This is a genomic window from Waterburya agarophytonicola KI4 (genome assembly GCF_020640915.1).
Classification (GTDB): domain Bacteria; phylum Cyanobacteriota; class Cyanobacteriia; order Cyanobacteriales; family Xenococcaceae; genus Waterburya; species Waterburya agarophytonicola.
This window is the reverse complement of the sequence record NZ_JADWDC010000012.1, coordinates 51,923-70,190: the sequence shown is the minus strand read 5'-3', so window position 1 is coordinate 70,190 and position 18,268 is coordinate 51,923. Positions and strand designations below refer to the sequence as shown.

At 38.0% G+C, this 18,268-nt stretch carries 18 protein-coding genes; 3 read left to right on the top strand and 15 right to left on the bottom strand.

Features of this window, described 5'->3' with window-relative positions:
- Nucleotides 1–7: 7 nt before the first annotated feature.
- The 4 genes from I4641_RS07270 to I4641_RS07255 form a co-directional block, all read right to left on the bottom strand.
- Nucleotides 8–271, bottom strand: coding sequence for a hypothetical protein (locus I4641_RS07270; protein WP_229639816.1), 264 nt, complete (start codon nucleotides 269–271; stop codon nucleotides 8–10).
- 46 nt (nucleotides 272–317) lie between these two features.
- The gene (locus I4641_RS07265; RefSeq protein ID WP_229639815.1) at nucleotides 318–581 is read right to left on the bottom strand and encodes a hypothetical protein; all 264 of its coding nucleotides are present in this window, start codon (nucleotides 579–581) and stop codon (nucleotides 318–320) included.
- Nucleotides 582–1,222: 641 nt separating this feature from the next.
- Complete coding sequence (gene ttcA, locus I4641_RS07260) at nucleotides 1,223–2,044, bottom strand: tRNA 2-thiocytidine(32) synthetase TtcA (protein ID WP_229639814.1); 822 nt, start codon at nucleotides 2,042–2,044, stop codon at nucleotides 1,223–1,225.
- Nucleotides 2,031–3,143 (bottom strand): ABC transporter ATP-binding protein, encoded by a 1,113-nt coding sequence (locus I4641_RS07255; protein ID WP_229639813.1) that lies wholly within the window; start codon nucleotides 3,141–3,143, stop codon nucleotides 2,031–2,033. Before I4641_RS07255 ends, ttcA begins: the two co-directional genes overlap by 14 nt.
- Before the next feature lie 121 nt (nucleotides 3,144–3,264).
- Between I4641_RS07255 and I4641_RS07250 the strand changes: the two genes are divergently transcribed.
- From I4641_RS07250 to I4641_RS07240, 3 genes are all read left to right on the top strand, one after another.
- On the top strand, nucleotides 3,265–4,686 hold the full coding sequence (locus I4641_RS07250; RefSeq protein ID WP_229639812.1) for a serine/threonine-protein kinase: 1,422 nt from the start codon (nucleotides 3,265–3,267) through the stop codon (nucleotides 4,684–4,686).
- Nucleotides 4,687–4,930: 244 nt separating this feature from the next.
- Nucleotides 4,931–5,365 carry an NfeD family protein gene (locus tag I4641_RS07245; protein ID WP_229639811.1) on the top strand — a complete coding sequence of 145 codons (435 nt, stop codon included), beginning with the start codon at nucleotides 4,931–4,933 and terminating at the stop codon, nucleotides 5,363–5,365.
- Between the two features lie 94 nt (nucleotides 5,366–5,459).
- Nucleotides 5,460–6,473, top strand: a complete 1,014-nt coding sequence (locus I4641_RS07240) for an SPFH domain-containing protein (RefSeq protein ID WP_229639810.1) — start codon at nucleotides 5,460–5,462, stop codon at nucleotides 6,471–6,473.
- On the opposite strand, the gene I4641_RS07235 is transcribed toward I4641_RS07240, so the two are convergent.
- The 11 genes from I4641_RS07235 to I4641_RS07185 all read right to left on the bottom strand — a co-directional run bounded on the left by I4641_RS07235 (nucleotide 6,463) and on the right by I4641_RS07185 (nucleotide 18,262).
- The gene (locus tag I4641_RS07235) at nucleotides 6,463–7,107 is read right to left on the bottom strand and encodes a PIG-L deacetylase family protein (RefSeq protein WP_229639809.1); all 645 of its coding nucleotides are present in this window, start codon (nucleotides 7,105–7,107) and stop codon (nucleotides 6,463–6,465) included. The genes I4641_RS07240 and I4641_RS07235 overlap by 11 nt on opposite strands.
- A gap of 86 nt (nucleotides 7,108–7,193) precedes the next feature.
- Complete coding sequence (locus tag I4641_RS07230; protein ID WP_229639808.1) at nucleotides 7,194–7,949, bottom strand: hypothetical protein; 756 nt, start codon at nucleotides 7,947–7,949, stop codon at nucleotides 7,194–7,196.
- 69 nt (nucleotides 7,950–8,018) lie between these two features.
- Nucleotides 8,019–8,885 carry a glucose-1-phosphate cytidylyltransferase gene (locus I4641_RS07225; protein ID WP_229639807.1) on the bottom strand — a complete coding sequence of 289 codons (867 nt, stop codon included), beginning with the start codon at nucleotides 8,883–8,885 and terminating at the stop codon, nucleotides 8,019–8,021.
- Nucleotides 8,886–8,906: 21 nt separating this feature from the next.
- Nucleotides 8,907–10,247 (bottom strand): glutamate-1-semialdehyde 2,1-aminomutase, encoded by a 1,341-nt coding sequence (locus I4641_RS07220; protein WP_229639806.1) that lies wholly within the window; start codon nucleotides 10,245–10,247, stop codon nucleotides 8,907–8,909.
- Nucleotides 10,248–10,249: 2 nt separating this feature from the next.
- Nucleotides 10,250–11,557: a DUF4910 domain-containing protein gene (locus tag I4641_RS07215; RefSeq protein ID WP_229639805.1), complete on the bottom strand. Its 1,308-nt coding sequence runs from the start codon at nucleotides 11,555–11,557 to the stop codon at nucleotides 10,250–10,252.
- A complete protein-coding gene (locus I4641_RS07210) occupies nucleotides 11,532–12,890 on the bottom strand; it encodes a polysaccharide pyruvyl transferase family protein (protein WP_229639804.1) in 1,359 nt (452 codons plus the stop codon). Before I4641_RS07210 ends, I4641_RS07215 begins: the two co-directional genes overlap by 26 nt.
- A gap of 99 nt (nucleotides 12,891–12,989) precedes the next feature.
- On the bottom strand, nucleotides 12,990–13,901 hold the full coding sequence (locus I4641_RS07205) for a glycosyltransferase family 2 protein (RefSeq protein WP_229639803.1): 912 nt from the start codon (nucleotides 13,899–13,901) through the stop codon (nucleotides 12,990–12,992).
- A 223-nt stretch (nucleotides 13,902–14,124) separates the two neighbouring features.
- Entirely contained in the window at nucleotides 14,125–14,670 is a 546-nt protein-coding gene (gene rfbC, locus I4641_RS07200; protein WP_229639802.1) for a dTDP-4-dehydrorhamnose 3,5-epimerase, read from the bottom strand.
- Between the two features lie 32 nt (nucleotides 14,671–14,702).
- Entirely contained in the window at nucleotides 14,703–15,977 is a 1,275-nt protein-coding gene (locus I4641_RS07195; RefSeq protein WP_229639801.1) for a class I SAM-dependent methyltransferase, read from the bottom strand.
- A gap of 48 nt (nucleotides 15,978–16,025) precedes the next feature.
- Nucleotides 16,026–17,315 carry an ABC transporter ATP-binding protein gene (locus I4641_RS07190; RefSeq protein WP_229639800.1) on the bottom strand — a complete coding sequence of 430 codons (1,290 nt, stop codon included), beginning with the start codon at nucleotides 17,313–17,315 and terminating at the stop codon, nucleotides 16,026–16,028.
- Nucleotides 17,316–17,437: 122 nt separating this feature from the next.
- Nucleotides 17,438–18,262, bottom strand: a complete 825-nt coding sequence (locus I4641_RS07185; RefSeq protein WP_229639799.1) for an ABC transporter permease — start codon at nucleotides 18,260–18,262, stop codon at nucleotides 17,438–17,440.
- Nucleotides 18,263–18,268: the final 6 nt, after the last annotated feature.

The following is an 18,268-nucleotide window of genomic DNA, read 5'->3' as shown; positions in this document are numbered from 1 at the left end:
ATTGTTATTATTGGTTAGTTTGGTTGACTCCAATAGAAGCACCTGCACCAATCCAAGCCGAGTTACCACCAGCGAAACTACTATCTAGCTGAAGATTAGTCACAGATACGTTGGCAGATATACCTAAATTATTACCTTGACGACGATTGTCGTTAAAACTACCTAGATTGAAGTTCAAGCTACGACGACCACCAACTACTGCGGAAACTTCTTGGCTATTTAGTACTTCTAAAGAAGTGTTGTTTAGTTCGTTAAATTGAATTTTAGACATGGTTTTTCCTCTAAATATGAGAGTTAACTGAAAATCAAAATTGTTATTATTGGTTAGTTTGGTTGACTCCAATAGAAGCGCCTGCACCAATTTGAGCGAAGTTACCACCAGCGAAACTATTATCTAGCTGAATATTAGTCACAGATACATTGGCAGATATACCTAGATTATTACCTTGACGACGATTGTCGTTAAAACTATTGCCATTAAAGTTAAAGCTACGACGACCACCAACTACTGTGGAAACTTCTTGGCTATTTAATACTTCTAAAGAAGTGCTGTTTAGCTCGTTGAATTGAATTTTAGACATGGTTTTTTTTTCTGAATCTAAGAGTTTATCTTCAATAATTTGTTCGAGTCTAGAAAACTTTCTGTTGTTGTTTTTCTCTCGATGAATTCATTGTGCAACAAATAAATTGGAATAACAACTGTTTTGGACATCTAGATTAGACACAACTATCAGTGTTTTGTCTTTTTTACCAAAAATGTAAATAATTATTTTTTTATATTTTTAAATAAAAAGCATACAAGCTTTTTTCCCCTATAAAAACTTGTTTTGAATAAATTAGAAGTAGTTTTAAATACTTTATTTTGTTTTGAATATAAAAAAAAAGGATATAGTTTGGGGGTGAAATACAATAAATATCTTTGGCAGTACAGACAAAAGACTAGAAGTGTTCTTGTAGCCCATAAAAATATGGGAGGATCGCAAAACACGTTAAGACATATTAAGAGGAGTTATGTGCTTTTTAGATGCCCAAAAACCAGGAAAAACGAATCGATATTGGCAAAATTACTGCAAAGTAGTATTTAAGAACTAAAATATTCGTTACAAAGGGAAACATTTAATTATGGAAAATGAACAAAGAACAATTAGGCGATCGCCCTAACTGAAATTTAACTCTCCTCAACCCAGATAAAGGTATAAAGGTAGCTATAAATTCGATCGCTTTACGGGTTTTTCTGATGAGCATTTTTGCTTTGGCTCAACCCAGCGAAATCGAATAACTCTGTATCTGCTAGATGAGAAGGAGTAACATTTTGCAGACTGCGGAAAAGATTGTTAATTCTTCCTGGGGTTTCTCTTTCCCAAGTTTGCAACATTTGCTTGATTTGTACTCGCTGTAGATTTTCTTGACTACCGCATAGATTGCAGGGAATTATGGGAAATTCTCGCACAGTGGCGTATTTTTGTATTTCTGTTTCAGTGCAATAGGCTAAAGGACGAATAACGATATTTTGTCCGTCATTGCTGAGTAATTTAGGAGGCATAGCTTTAAGTTTGCCACCATAAAACATATTGAGAAATAAAGTCTCGACAATATCGTCGCGATGGTGTCCTAAAGCAATTTTATTAATGCCTTCTTCTGTGGCGACTCGATAAAGGATACCCCGACGCAAACGAGAGCATAAACCACACATAGTTTTCCCTTCGGGAACTATATTGGTGACGGTACTATAGGTATCTTGTTCCACGATGCGATAGGGAAGGTTTAACGAAGCTAAATACTCTGGCAATACTTGTTGGGGAAAGCCTGGTTGCTTTTGATCGAGATTAACTGCTAAAAGCTCAAACTCGATTGGTGCTTTGCGTTGCAAACTCAACAGCATATCGAGCATGGTATAGGAATCTTTTCCTCCCGACAGACACACCATAACTCGATCGCCTGCTTCAATCATATTATAATCGGCGATCGCTTTCCCAACCTGTCCTCGTAAGCGGGCTTGGAGTTTTTTAAAATTTTTAGAAGTACGAGTTTTAGTTGCTTCCATGATTAATAAATATAGTGTTACCGTTATTAGAATCAAAAATAAATATTTTTGCGGGATCGAATCTAACTAAAATGCGATCGCCTTTTTTCCCTTGCCAAGCTGCCCCCGCAAGTAAATTAAGATTAAGATTAGATTCGGGTGTATTTGCTTTAATCAAAGTTTCTCTACCTAAAGGCTCAACTAAGTTTACCTGAAGTGCTAAAGCTTCACTTCGATCTGACTCTCCGCCACTGTATAGGGTAATATTTTCGGGACGAATACCCAAATCAAATTTTTGTCCTGGAGTGGGTTGTAATTGTTGTAGGGTTTCCGAATTTAGGGCGATCGATTGATGGTTAAAGATAATAAATCGTCCATTACTATAGGTAACGGGCAAAATATTCATCGGAGGATTGCCCAAAAATCCTGCCACCATACTATTAATCGGACTAGCATAAATAGCTTGGGGACTTCCTATTTGCTGTACTTGCCCGTCGTGTAACACTACTACTCGATCTGCCAATGTCATTGCTTCTACTTGGTCGTGAGTTACATAAACAGTAGTAATTTGGAGTCGTTGATGAAGTTGCTTTAATTCGACTCTAGTATCATCGCGCAACTGGGCATCTAAATTAGATAAAGGCTCGTCTAACAAGAATACTTGAGGCTTACGAGCGATCGCTCTACCCAAGGCAACGCGCTGTTGTTGTCCTCCCGAGAGCTGTTTTGGCTTGCGCTTGAGCAAGTGTTCGATATCTAAAGAGCGAGCAACTTCCTGCACTCTCTTAGCAATCTTTTGCTTATCTTCTCCCCGCATTTTTAAACCAAAAGCCAAATTCTCTCCTACGCTCATGTGAGGATAAAGAGCATAGTTTTGAAACACCATTGCTACATCTCGCTGTCTAGAGGGGACATTATTCACCAAACGATTTCCCAAATATAGTTTACCGCTAGAAATAGACTCTAGTCCCGCGATCGTCCTTAGTATAGTCGATTTTCCGCAACCCGAAGGCCCAACTAGTACCCAAAATTGGCGATCGGGAATATCAAAAGTAATATCTTTAATGGCAGTGACGTTACCAAAATGACGAGTAATTCCCTGTAAGCTAACTTGAGCCATAAATTGATTTATGTTTTCAGTACTAATACGATCATAATAATTAATAATTAAAATATATTGTTGATTTCCAAAAACCATTGTTACAATAGCCGTATTTTCTGGAATTGTAAGACTGAGGTATATGTCTAGACTCTCTGCCATATTGCGCGATGGAGTTATTCTCAATAACCGCTACCGAATTGTGAAGCAGATTGGTCAAGGTGGCTTTGGTAGAGCCTACTTAGCCGAAGATATTCATCGCTACAGAGAATTGTGCGTCCTCAAAGAATTTGCGCCCCAAGTAGAAAGCGATCGCGAATTAGACAAAGCAGAAGATTTATTTGAAAGAGAATCAGGAATACTTTACAAGCTACAGCATTCCCAAATTCCCAAGTTTGAAGCTCTGTTGCAAACCCGTGTTGATGGCAAACAATCTCTATTTATTGTCCAAGAATATATCGAAGGAGAAAGTTATTGGGAATTATTAAAACGTCAGGGTAAATTAACCGAAGCAGAAGTGATCGATATGATTTGGGAGTTGCTTCCTGTACTCGAATATATTCATGATGCAGACTTAATTCATCGCGATATTTCTCCCGATAATTTGATTCGTCGCGAAAGTGACGGTAAGACAGCCTTAATTGATTTTGGCTGTGTAAAAATAGCTGCCAATGCTGTTTCTAAATCAACAGGGCAATCTATAACTTTAATTGGTAAAAAAGGTTATTCTCCCGACGAACAATTGCGTCGCGGTCAAGCATTTCCCTGTAGCGATTTATATTCTCTAGCAGCCACTGCCATAGTTTTATTGACAGGCAAACAACCCGACGAACTTTATGATAGTCATCAAGGAGAATGGGATTGGGAATCTCAAGCAAAAGTCACTCCCAGCTTCAAAAGAGTGCTTAATAAGATGTTGGCATATAAGCCGCGCGATCGCTATCAATCTGCGTCAAAAGTACGTCAGGTTTTAACTAAAGAAAAAGATTCTATCCTCAAGGATAGTGCGACCAATATTGTTAATAGTTTTGTATCTCGTATTAGGACTTTAATAGTTGCTCCAGCAGATCAAGAAAGTTCAATCAATGAGAATAATAGTAATTTCACTTCCAGATTATACGGTACTGTTTCTCGCCTTCGGACTAGAGCTACAAATATCTCTCGTCAAGCTACTCATATTCCCACAAAAGAAGATTTTAGAAAGTTTAAGCCTTGGCAATGGGGAATAATTAGTGCGGGGGTTTTCCTAGTTCCTGGATTAATTAGTTTTGCTGTAATTAAAACTAGAATTAATAATAATTTTGCTTTTAATTTTAATCGTAATCCAGAAGAATCTGTTCTTCCCAAAAATGAAAAAGATTTGCAAAAAAATATTTATCAAAGAGTCGAGTCTTTGGATATCAATCCTAGTGCTTTTTATAAGCAAGTAGATACTGTTTTTCACCAACAATATCCCGATTTAAAAGGAGTCCAGTTAACCGAAAAAATAGAGCATAAAAATTATCGAAAAGTTTGGTACGATATTGCCACCAAATTGTTGAACCGAAAAGAAATAGATAGATAGATAGATAGATAGATAGATAGATAAACTATTTAATTCTTACTCTTGTTATTACACTTATTTGTATTACTCAATATTTGTTTTAAATAAAAACTTAAATAAAAATATTTTTGCGATCGCTAATCATCGTTCATCTTACCTATTTAAAGAATCAAATAAAATTGATATATAAGACTTCTATCCCTAGCTATAATTTAGTAGATGTACTTTAATACTTTCAGTTTATAATTTTATAGATTTACGAATTATGCTCGATCCCACTCTGTTTTGGACAATTATCGGGGGAATTCTCTGTCTAATGGAATTAATTTTTCCCACCGCTTTTGTCAGCTTTATGATGGGCGTTGCAGCACTAGTAGTAGCGGTAATATCTCTATTATTACCTCAATATACTTTATTGGTGGGTTTATGGTTAATCTTATCTATTAGCTTGACTGTTCTTGCCAGGCGTTTTCTCAATTCTCACCGTAAAAGTGCAATTACGGGAGATGACGTAGAAGCAAAAGCAATTAGTGGTATTCCAGCGGGAACAACAGGGAGAGTTTTGTACGAAGGAAATTCTTGGCAAGCCAAATGTGCTGATGAAACCAGAGATATTGCTCCCAATGAAGCGGTTTACGTAATTGAGAAGCAGGGAAACACCCTAATTATCTTACCCAACAAAATGCTCGATCGAGATTGAAGTAAACCGAATAAATAGCTCCCTCTCCACAAAATTGAAGTTATAAAGTTATAAATAAAGCAATACTTAACTTAACTATTAGGAGAATTTGATTATGGGTACGTTGATACCTTGGGTGTTAGCAATATTAGTTGCATCTGGACTTAAGGGTTCAGTCAAAATTGTTAAAGAAAAAGAAGAATATTTAATTGAAGGTTTGGGTAGCTATCGCCGAAAATTAGAACCAGGTTTGAATTTTATCATTCCCGTCTACGACCAAGTAGTTTATAAAGATACGATCAGAGAGAAAGTTTTAGACGTTCCCGCACAGTCTTGTATCACTCGCGATAATGTTAGTATCACTGTTGATGCTGTTGTCTACTGGCGCATCATGGATATGTATAAAGCTTTTTATAAAGTAGAAAATTTAAGAGATGCCATGGTCAATATGGTTTTAACTCAAATTCGTTCGGAGATGGGTAAGTTAGAGTTGGATCAAACTTTTACTGCTCGTACTGAAATTAACGAAATTCTCTTAAGAGAATTAGATATTGCTACCGATCCTTGGGGAGTAAAAGTAACCAGGGTTGAATTAAGAGATATTATGCCTTCTAAAGCCGTTCAAGATTCCATGGAATTACAAATGGCAGCAGAAAGACAAAAACGGGCAAATATCTTGACCTCTGAAGGACATCGGGACTCTGCTATTAATTCGGCTCAAGGGGATGCTCAAGCCAAATTATTACAAGCTGAAGCGGCGAAAAAGGCAGCTATCTTAAATGCTGAAGCCGAACAACAAGCGATCGTTTTAAAAGCTCAAGGGGAACGCCAAGAACAAATCTTGAAAGCCGAAGCCACCGCCGAAGCGATGAAGATTGTGATGGAAAAACTACAAAACGATCCCAACGCACGAGAGGCATTACAGTTTCTTTTGGCTCAAGAATACTTAGAAATGGGCAAAGAAATAGGTAATAGTGGAAGCAGTAAGGTGATGTTCATGGATCCTCGCAGCATGATTTCGACTATTGAAGGAGTTCAATCAGTCATAGCCCAAAATAATAATACTAGCAATAGCGATCGCACTCCTTATAACCCCATGGAATTAGATTTAGAAAGAATTAAAAAATAATCTTACGACAATAAAAGCCTTCTGCATATTGTTCGGGGGAATTAGATTCAATACCTCTAATTCTTAAGATCGCTGAAAAAGTTTCTTCAGTAAACCATTGTTTATTATTTTGAGTTTTAAAATGATTCATTAAATGGTCTATTTTTTGCTGGCGAATAGACTTACTCAAACGAACCAAAATATTGGGTGAAGCTAAATCACCGTCATATTTAGGAATTTCATATTCCCAGATTAAATGATCGCGAAAAGTATTCCTAGTTAGTTCGGAAACTAGACGATGATCTTGATGTAGATCTTGTTGATAATGAGTCAAAATTAAATCGGGATTGACTTCTTGTTTTAGTTGTTCAAAGTAAAGTTTGATATCTGCCCCAGTGTAAGGAAAAAAGCCATCTTTGAATCCTTTAATGATAATTTTTTTGTGTTTAACTGAACTAAGAAAATCTGCCGCACTTTCAACTGCTTCTTTTTCTCTTTCTCCTTTTGCTCCAAAAACAATCCAATATATATTGATATCGGGATACATTTCGATTAATTTTAAAATAGTACCACCACAGCCAATCTCAATATCATCGCTATGAGCCCCAAGACATAGTATTTGTTGCAGTGAATTATTGAAATCTAGTTTAAGCATTTTGCTCTTTCAAAAGTGGGGAGAAATTATTGTTGATATTGATGAATAAAAGCATTTTATACGTCATACTTGGATTCACCAATGTCCTATTTTTTAGCAAAAACCATACACTCAGTTTTCCCTGGCTTCATGGGAATAAAAAAACTACCCACAAAAGCACAGTTTCTTCGAGCAAAAAAATCAATCGTAAACTGTTTAGACATTAGAGCGGGATAATGCTGATATCCTCTACCCGTAGCAAGCCAATTCTCAAGAGTAGCATCATCAAAACATTCTTCTGTTACAATATCGAATACGATTTTACCTCCTTTATTTACAACTCTTGCCATTTCTGTAAAATAGCGGAATGTAATTAAAGAAGGCTGTCCAGGTAATACTTTGTGAGCTTGAATCAAGTCAATAGATTCAGATGGTGTGGAAGAAAGAGACTTGCCGTCAGTTGGTTGAGCAATAAGGTCGTATTGTTGAACCAGCCAGTTTTTCCAATCCTCTGCTGTTTCATAAACTTCACAATAGCTAGGATGACAAAGTTGGAGAACTTTATCCAAATAACGTCCCGATCCTGGTCCTATTTCACAAACTCGGTCTATTTTCTCGGCAAACACCCCTAGTTTAGTCATCTCATCTATAGTATCTTGAGTTGCACCAGGCTTATTGTGTTTGGCATCAATATAATCTCCAACGGACAAGTTGCTTTGTTTTGCACCTTCAATAGTTTCCTCAAAAGGAATATAATCTCGATAGTCTACAAAACGTTGTTTGGATCGAATTAATTTTAAATTTAATAATCCCAGTGAAGCATTCACTCCATTGACAACAATAGTCTTTAGTTCTTTTTTCATGGATTTTTATGATTTATAATCATTGCGATCGCTTGAAAAGATAATACTATATTGGGACTAAATCTCTGATTAATTATTTAATCCTAGATAAGATGAGCCATTGGGAACAGTATAAAAGCTGGGATTGGGGGCGGACTTACCGTTTTTTTTCGCTTGAGAATGAGAGTCCCAGACAGCCCAAGGCATTTCTCCTTGATTGTACATCTCATCAAACATCATTTTTTCTTTGAGGGTATCCATACAAGCCCAAAAACCTGGATTTCTATAGCCAAGGAGTTGTTTTTGAGCGATTAGGCGTTGAAAGGGTTCGACAACCAACTCTTCTCCCGACTCTATATAGTCAAAGATTTCTGGTTTGAAGGCAAAGAAACCGCCATTGATCCACAGATTTGATTTAATAACAGGCTCGATCTTCTCCACCAGAGAATCATCGGCGATCGCAACAACATGAAAAGATTGGGAAGGCTGCACGCAAAGGAAACTTGCTATTTTATTAGATTGCTCGAAATTATCTAAATATAGGTTTAAATCTAGATCGCTTAGACCATCTGCATAGTTAGCCAGAAACATTCTTTCTCCTTCGAGATAGGGTTTGACAGCCATCAACCTCTCGCCAATGTTACGTTGTAATCCCGTATCGATGAAGGAAATGCGCCAGTCTTCAATATCGTTATTATATAAATGTACTGTTCTGCCACCATTAGAAAGAACAAAGTTATTTGATAAACATTCGTTGTAGTTAAGGAAATAATTTTTAATATAGTCGCCACGATAACCAAGACATAAGATAAAGTCTTTGTGTCCAAAATGGGCGTAATAACGCATTAAGTGCCAAATGATTGGTCGATAACCGATATCTACCATTGGCTTGGGAATTGTTTCGGAATGCTCTCTTAAACGAGTTCCAAAACCACCACAGAATAAAACAACTTTCATAATTATTTTTTTTATTAAAATTTAGTTATATCTACGGAAGACTGGTTTGACAGATCTCCCGACTAGATATTTTTCTACACCTTCATCTAATGCCCGACGATAGACATTAAGGGCATCGCCGATAGCGTCTACTGTCTGTTGGATATCATTATCTTGGTGAGCAAAACTTACTACCAAAGAAGGTGCAATAATACCTCGTTTAATTATCTCCTGTAAAAACAAAGTCCGAAAGGGTTGCGATCGCTTCTTGTTGGAATCTTTAGTAACATAAATCAAATTACAAGCTTTTCCTTCAACCCCAAAATATCCTGCTAAATCGCGATCGGCGATCGCTTGATTGATGCCTTTAATTAATTTTCCTCCCTGGCGATAGAGATGTTCGACAACATTTTCGGTTTGATAGATCTTCATTACTGCCATTGCTGCTGCCAGACAAGAAGTTTCTGCACCGAAGGTAGTAGAAAGTAAAAATACCCTTTCGCGATCGTGATCTAATCCTCCCAATTCCATAATTTCTCTTTTTCCCGTTAAGGCTGCAATGGCAAAACCATTCCCCATCGCCTTCCCAAAGGTAGAGAGATCGGGAACGATATTATGTAGCTTTTGCGCGCCGTTGAGATGCCAGCGAAACCCCGTAATAATTTCATCAAGGATAAATAATGCCCCGTTTTCGTGACAGATCCGTTTAACTTCGTGCAAGAAGTTATTTTTCGGCAAAGTCATTCTTTCCGCTTCCATAATCAGACAAGCAATCTGATGGGGATGGCGATCAAATAATTCCTTAACGCTTTCAATATCGTTATAGTTAAACTTAAGAGATAGATCTTGTATTGCTTGAGGAATACCTGCATTCATCGCAGACGCGCCAATAAACCAATCATCTGTGGAAAAGAAGGGATGATCGACACAATTAGCTACCAGATCTCTTCCTGTATAAGCACGAGCTAGCTTAATCGCAGCAGTAGTCGCATCCGAGCCATTCTTGGCAAATTTGACCATTTCTCCCCCTTCAATTAGGTCGAGAAACATTTCAGCACACTCGACTTCGATCGCTGCGGGGCGGTTAAAATTAAGCCCTTGGAGCATCTGTTTATAGGCTGCTTCTACTACAGGCTCGTAACCATGTCCTAAAGTAACGGCTCGCAAACCCATGCCGTATTCAATATATTTATTATCATCTACATCCCATACATGACAGCCTTTGCCCCTAGCTACAAATCCTGGTGCTAATTCAGGATATTGATCGTCGCCTTTGGCATAAGTATGCGCCCCGCCAGGAATCAAACGATGGCTTTTTTGTTTTAACTCTTGGGATTTCTTGAAGTTATTTATCTCTTGTTTTTTATCTCTAGAGATCGTCATAGTTATTGATTAATTTTTAAAAGGTTTCCATTAACTAAAGCATTGGCAGCATCGCGAATTACAGTAAAATCTAAGCCAGAGCGATCGCTAGTATCTAAGAGACTGTGTTTTCCGTCTGCTAAATTCAATACCCATAGGGTTGCTAACTCTTTAGTTTTTTTATCTTGCGTTCCGCCAAAAGTGCCGTATAATCCTCGTTTTCCTAGTTGAGGTTCGCATTGAGGATTAGTACTGATATAGGTATAGTTATTTTCTAAAATATCGATAATTTCTAGATATATAGCCAGAGATTCGCCTAATTTATCTGGTTTAACAAAGTCCAAGTTATCAGCAGAGGTATGATATTGAGGATATTGACCAAAAGGTGTGCGAGTCAAACTACCCACGGGTAAATTAAAGCCAGGAGAGCAAAATTGTCGCTCGTCATAACCATAGGGAGAAAAGTCGTTTATTTGATATTGTTTGACTGAATTTTGCAAGACGTGAATTACTGTTTTATCTATCTGGGCATCCCCGCGACGACTTTTTTTGTAGTTAAATTTTCCCGTATCTCCCACCCCCGCGACGACTAAACCGTGCTTAATCTTAGCAGTGCGAGCTTCGTTTAAAGCCAACCAAGCGATCGAGCCTATTGTGCCAGGGATAAATAAAAAACGGTAGGAGTATCTTAAATCGAGGGATTTTAAATATTCTGCTAAAAAAGTTACCAAAGAAATACCCGATAAATTGTCATTACACAGGGAAGGATGGCAAATATGACAGGTTAGCAAGACTTCCTCCTCACTTGCTCCTGATAGATAGTATTCGCCGTAGGTTAGATGTCCAGGCTCAAGAGAAGTGTCGATATATACTTCATATTCATCTTCTTCTAAAGCTTCTAATTGCTTATGAGTCAGGCAAAAACCCCAGTTGTCGCTGTAATAAGAAGTACGATATGGTATCCATTCTGGGCGATCGGGGATGGAAAAAAGATGCTCTTTTAATTTGGCTAGGGACATCTTTTGTTGGATGGGAATGCTGTAATTAAGCAAATGCAAACTGTGGTGCTGGAAATCAATTACTTTTTTTCCTTGGGAGTTTTTGACATAAGCATCTCGAACATTCCATTCTTGAGGGATCGTCCAATCAAATACTTGCGTTCCTGTTGGCACTTCAAATATTTCCAGAGGAATATGTTCCTGGAGGATATGTAGTGTCTTTCTTACTCCATCACCAGTAATACTACGGCAGATCGGATACAATTGGGAGATTAATTGATACATCCGAGAGCCATTTTCTTTGGCATTAAAAGTTTTTAAAGATATAGTCATATTGCTTGGCTAAAGAAGATTTATATTCTTGTGTTTTGCTTGCCAATTGTGCTTTGATGGCTTGGCGATCGCGATGAAGAGAGTTAAATTTATCTTTGATGACATCTACTTGAAAATTATCAATCTCCAGACAATATTTTGATTGCCCAGTATCCTGCATCAGCATATCGATTTTGGGATGATAGGAAAGAGCTAGTACTGGTTTATCGATCAGTAGGGATAATAATACTCCATGAAAGCGAGAAGCAATAACAAAATCGAGGTCTATTAGTTGATTCATCAACTCATCTACGGTTAAAATTGGTTTTTCGATAATGCGATCTTCGGCTACTCCCTTTTGTTTTAGTAATGCCTTAAAATCTTCAATTGCAAGCTTATCGTGAGCAGTTTGCCCAGGGAATAATGCCAAATCATAATTTTGCTCTGTTAACCAAACAGCAAAGGTTGCTAGCTTATTGAGATAGTCTATATAAACAGCTTCGTCTTTTTCTGGCCAAGAAGATTTGGGATTAAAATAAGACATTGCCCCAATACCGATTATTTCTCGATCTTGAGGATTTTTTGGCGATTTTTGCGAAAAATCTGTCGGCAAACTAAAGGCTAGATCGGCAAATACGGGATCGTTTTGCTCAAAACCTACTACCTCCCTAATATACTTTTGAGAATCTTCGTCTCGATAAGAGCGATAATCAGCTAAAGAAAGGGTAATGCGCGTAAAAAGCTTACTTAAGGGTTGGTTAATTGGTGCTGCACCGACGCTAACAATCAAAAATTTTGTGCCACTAATCTTAGCAAATAAACACCATGTTAATAAAGTGAAAGGATGTCCCCAAGCACCCCCCCAATAATCATCAAGTTGTCCTCCCCCAGAAACTATCAAGCTATCAAGATTTAGTTGCTTAAAGTTTTGATATGCCCTCACCAATGCTAAAATTTCTAAAATATTGGTGATAATTTTTGAGCCGACTTTCCTTACCAAAGAATTAGCAGTATTTTTATTCCACTGAATTAAAAAATTAGTCAATTTAGAAGGAAAACTCCCTTCGGTTTTTCCTTTCCACCAGCAGTAGTCAACAGAATTAGCTGCTTTATTAATCGGATAAGTAGTAATACCATGCCTCAATTCGGTGTCTTGAGGTTTGATTGAAAAACCATAGATTTGTATATTGGAATTGAATCGACGAAGATTGCTAATCATACTTTGTTGAATAGCAGCGTCTCCTAAATTTCCGCCACCAAAAGGTCCGATTAAACCAATTTTTTGGAGTAAATTGGGATTTTTAGGCTTGACTGATTCTATTTTTTCTCGGTCGAAAGTATGGAGAGGGTTCATTCTCAGTTGGTTATCGATCTTAAAGATGTGTTATTTATCTTATGGCGATATTAATTAATTTTAAAGATCTCTACAAACTTAAAATTAACTAATATGGACTTATTGTTGATTAAGCCAAGGATTTTTAGTTATGAGTATCAGCACTTCGGTAATTAGCTTTTCTCGAATATTTTTTGCCCAACCTACAACTCTGCTATAACAGAAAAGTTTATTTTTTAAGTTAATAGGGGAACGATAAATGATGCTTAATAAATGAAATATTTGTCGCCAATACATGAAGTAACAAAAGTATGGCAGGTTGTTTTCGTCTATTTCTGGGTGAAACCAAGCCATTCTTTGATAGCGATCGCTATAAAGTTCAATCGATCGCTCTTGATGATATCTTTTATAAAACAAAGGCTCGTCTATTTTATAAAATTTACCAAACAAGCTTAATTGAGCCAGAAAAGCGCGATCGGAATCTGAATAATTTAATTGAGGATCAACTTTGGTCAAAACATCAGATCTAGTCAAAGCATAGGTAGCTTCGCAGCGATGTTCTCTACTAACAAGTCGCCGAAAACGCTGGTAAGGCTCATCTTCTTCACCGATATTGGTATCGATAGTCTTAATCTGTTTGCCAGCACCATCAATTACCGAGATATCGGAGTAGCATAAAACAAATTCAGAATTTTTTTCTAAGATCTCAAAAGACTTGGCAATTAACTCGGGGGCGAGAAGATCGTCGTGAGCCATCAGGCGAAAATACTTCCCCCTGGATAATTCAAAAGTACGAGTTTCGTTGTTTACTCCGCCAATATTGATCGAGTTGCGATAGTAACGAATTCGCGGATCTTGGGCTGCATATTGACTGCAAATTTCTTTAGTGCGATCGCTTGAAGCATTGTCAGAAATAATCAGTTCAAAATCTCTAAAAGTCTGTGCCAAAATCGAATCTAGAGCTTGTTCGAGATACTTTTCTCCGTTGAATACGGCTAAACCAATGCTGACCAAAGGAATTTTGTCGTTCATCGCTTGTTATGAATGGGGTTCACGGGGAATAAAAAAAATTTTGCCTGATTTAATTAAGATACTAATCAAAGCTGTTATGGATTACTAAATATCTTAAAGAACTTATACTTTGTGTGTATTATGTTTAGATTAAGGATGGGATTTTCATAACAGGGATCGAATCCCTGGGCAACAAAAAGTCAGCCCAATCTTGCCAGTAATGGGTTTATTCTTTCTTACCTAATTAACCTTTTCCTGTTGGTGCGACGTAATCTGCTAAATTGAGATCCTTTTCCGAAATAACGCTTATCTCTTCAGACCAACTTATATCAAAGCTAGGGTCATTCCAACGGTATCCCCTCGCGCATTCTGGGGTATAAAATTGAGACATTTGATAAAAAACTTCGGTATTATCTGCCAAAGTTTGAAACCCGTGGGCAAAGCCTTCAGGAACGTATAATGCTTTGTGATTGGCAGGAGTTAACTCTACCCCAACCCATTGCAAATAAGTTTCTGAGTCGGGACGCAGATCGACAATGACATCGTAAATTGCCCCTTGAGTACAACGGACTAACTTAGCTTCCGCGTAAGGCTCGATCTGGAGGTGCATTCCTCGCAATGTTCCCTTCTTTTGATTAAAAGAAATATTGCATTGCACTAGGTTAGGATTTAATCCGCGATCGCGAAATTCTGTTTCGCACCAACTACGAGCAAAAAAACCTCGTTCGTCTTCTAGTTTTTTTGGTTCGACGATATAGGCATCTTTTAATTTTGTAGGAGTGAATAACATTTCCCTATTTGTTTTGTTAATAAATCAATCAATCAATCAATAACCGTCACTTCAGGAATAGGTACGACAAACTTACCGCCCCATTCTTTGACTGCTGCCATCTGCTTAATAATTTCATCTTTGAAATTCCAGGGCAAAATCAGGACATAATCGGGTTTAGTTTCCATAATTTTATCGGGATGATAAATCGGAATATGAGTCCCTGGCAAAAACTTTCCTTGCTTGTAAGGATTGCGATCGACAGTGTAGTCGATAAAGTCGGTACGGATACCACAGTAGTTGAGGAGAGTGTTGCCTTTTCCTGGTGCGCCATAACCCGCGATGGTTTTACCTCCTCGTTTGGCTGTAATTAAAAATTCTAATAACTTGCGCTTAGTTTCTTTTACCTGTTCATCGAAGTTAACGTAAGATTGCATTTCCTTAAAACCTGCTTCTTCTTCTCTTGTAATCAAGGCGATCGCGCGATCGCTCATGGGCTTACTTTCATCTTCCTCATGACGGGCGTATATTCTTAACGAACCTCCATGAGTAGACAATTCTTCCACATCAAACAAGGTCAAACCGTGTCCTGCAAAGATTTTTTGTGCCGTAATAAAACTAAAATAAGAGAAGTGTTCGTGATAGATTGTGTCAAACTGATTTTCTGCCATCAAACACATCAGATGGGGAAACTCAATGGTAATTACTCCTTCTGGTGCAAGCAAGATCTTCATCCCTGCGACAAAATCATTTAAGTCTGGTACTTGAGCCAGAACATTGTTACCTAAAATTAAATTTGCTTGTTTGCCTTTTTTTATCAGCTTTTTAGCGCATTTCACACCAAAAAACTCAACCAGGGTGGAAACCCCTTTTTCTACCGCCACTTTAGCAACATTTGCTGCGGGTTCAACTCCCAAACAAGGAATATTTTTCTCCACAAAATACTGTAATAAATAACCATCGTTGCTAGCTACTTCCACTACATGACTTTGTTCGTTAAAGCCAAACCGTTCCACCATCAACTCTGTATAATCTTTGGCGTGTTGCAACCAAGTATCCGCATAGGAAGAAAAATAAGCATATTCAGTAAAAATATGTTCTGGGCTGACGTAAGATTCTAGCTGTACCAAATAACAGCGATCGCATACGTGGACGTGGAGGGGATAAAAGGGTTCTTCTTGGTTAATTTGCTCTAGGCTTAAGTAACTTTCACATAGGGGCGACATTCCCAGATCGACAAAGGTATGACTTAAGGGGTTGTCACAAAATCGACAGCTAGAATTAGTTAATTGGAGTTTATTATTGGCTTGATTTGTTGTTTGAACCATGATGATTAAATAAATTGATTAAACAGTTTTAAAATTATTGAAAAATTGTTATTCAGAAATTTCCCAAGTAGCATCCTCCAAATAACTACACTCGTTAGGTTTCCATTCATAACCTACTAAACCAGGACGCTCTACACTGCCCATCGTAATTTCAAAGGGGCAAATGTTCGTCAATGATTCCAAAAGAGTGTGGGGTGCCGAACGCTTAAAAAACCAAGTCCTCAAGGTATAAGAACCCCCATAAAGCCTTAATTTAGGAATTTGACACCGAAGGGTAAATAATCCCGACTTGGTAAAAAACGGTGCATCTTCTTTAAATAACCAAAACTTAGTTACTGGTTGTTGCAAGTCGTTGACGATCTCGACTAAAAAGCGTAAGCGATCGCTCGGTTCGTCTACTTGCAGAGTAAACTCGAACTCGATCGCTTTCCCCCACATCTGAACCCCGTCTTCTGATGAATGTACTTGCGCTGAAGCCAAATAACTGCCTGTTTTACTAGCTGGTGCTTGATAAAAAGCGGGGCTTTCTGTTCCATCTTCTTGTCCTGCAATATATAGCCCGACTGCCTTGTCCGTATTACCATCAAATTGAACGCCACCTTTATTTAATAAAATACAACGCTTGGTCAATTGAGCGATCGCTTGCATACTATGACTGACAAATAATACCGTTCGTCCTTCTTTGGTTGCTACATCCCCCATTTTTCCCAGACATTTTTTCTGAAAAGCAGCATCTCCCACCGCCAATACTTCATCCACTACTAAAATTTCTGGTTCTAGATGGGCAGCCACAGCAAAAGCCAAGCGCACATACATCCCTGAAGAATAGCGTTTTACAGGGGTATCGAGAAACTTCTCTACTTCGGCAAAATCGACAATTTCAGCGAATTTCTGCTTTATTTCTACTCTAGTCATTCCCATTACCGAACCGTTGAGAAAGATATTTTCTCGTCCAGTTAATTCTGGATGAAATCCCGTTCCTACTTCCAGAAGACTGGCAACCCTTCCTTGGATCGAAATCCTGCCTGTGGTTGGTTCTGTAATACGACTCAACAGCTTGAGCAAAGTGGATTTACCCGCACCATTGCGCCCGATAATTCCTACGGCTTCACCCTGTCCGATTTGAAAATTGATTCCTTGCAATGCCCAAAATTCTTCTTGAGTGGGATTGATTGTTTCTTTGCTTTTTGGCTTTAAAATCTTCTTCGCAAAAGTTTTCGTCCCATCGCTAATCACATCCCGCAAAGCTTTATATTTATAGCCTTTAGCATTTTGTTGTTGATGGGAAATAATATACTTTTTGCCCAGATTTTCGACCTTAATAACTGGTTTGGACATTATATGATTACTAACTACTGATTATTTTTTTGGAGGTGGGCAATAAAAGCTTATTTTGAGTTATCAACAAGTATATTTTTCTTGCCCACTCTACGACGGTACGTATAAAACTTGCCTTGTCTCTAAATTACATCGGCAAAGGTGCGTTCCATCTTGCGGAAATACCAAATACCACTCCACAACAGTAAGGTAATAATTCCTAGAGAAAGCAAAAACCCTGGTAGATATATTTGAGACTCACCCCCCAAAATAGCCCAACGGAAACCGTCAATCACCCCCACCATCGGGTTAAGAGAATAAAGCAGTCGCCATTGTTCGGGAACAACTTTGCTACTGAAGCCCACGGGAGATATATATAGACCAAACTGAACAATAAATGGCACGATATAACGGAAATCGCGATATTGAACGTTGAGTGCTGCTAGCCAAAGTCCTACTCCCATAGCTGCCAAGAAAGCAATCAGGATAAATAGAGGAATGGTAATTATCCGCCAGCTAGGAACAAAATTGTACCAAGCCATTAGAGCCAGCAAAATCATACCAGAAATCATAAAATCGACAAAACTGACGATAACTGCACTAGCAGGAACAATTAAGCGCGGAAAATAGACTTTAGAGACTAAATTAGCATTAACAATTAAGCTATTGCTGGATTCTGATAAAGAATTAGCAAAAAATTGCCAGGGTAGCATGGCTGCAAATACCAAAATTGGATATGGTACGCCTTCAGAGGGTAATTTGGCTAAGTTGCCAAACACTATAGTAAAAACAATCATGGTTAAGAAGGGTCTAATTAATGCCCAAGCAACACCAATGACAGTCTGTTTGTACCGTACTAAAATATCGCGCCAAGCCAGAAAGTAGAATAACTCGCGATAGTTCCACAAATCTTGCCAGTATCGCTTTTCGGTTCTACCCGCCTCAATGACTAATTCTTTGGTACTCATTTAGTT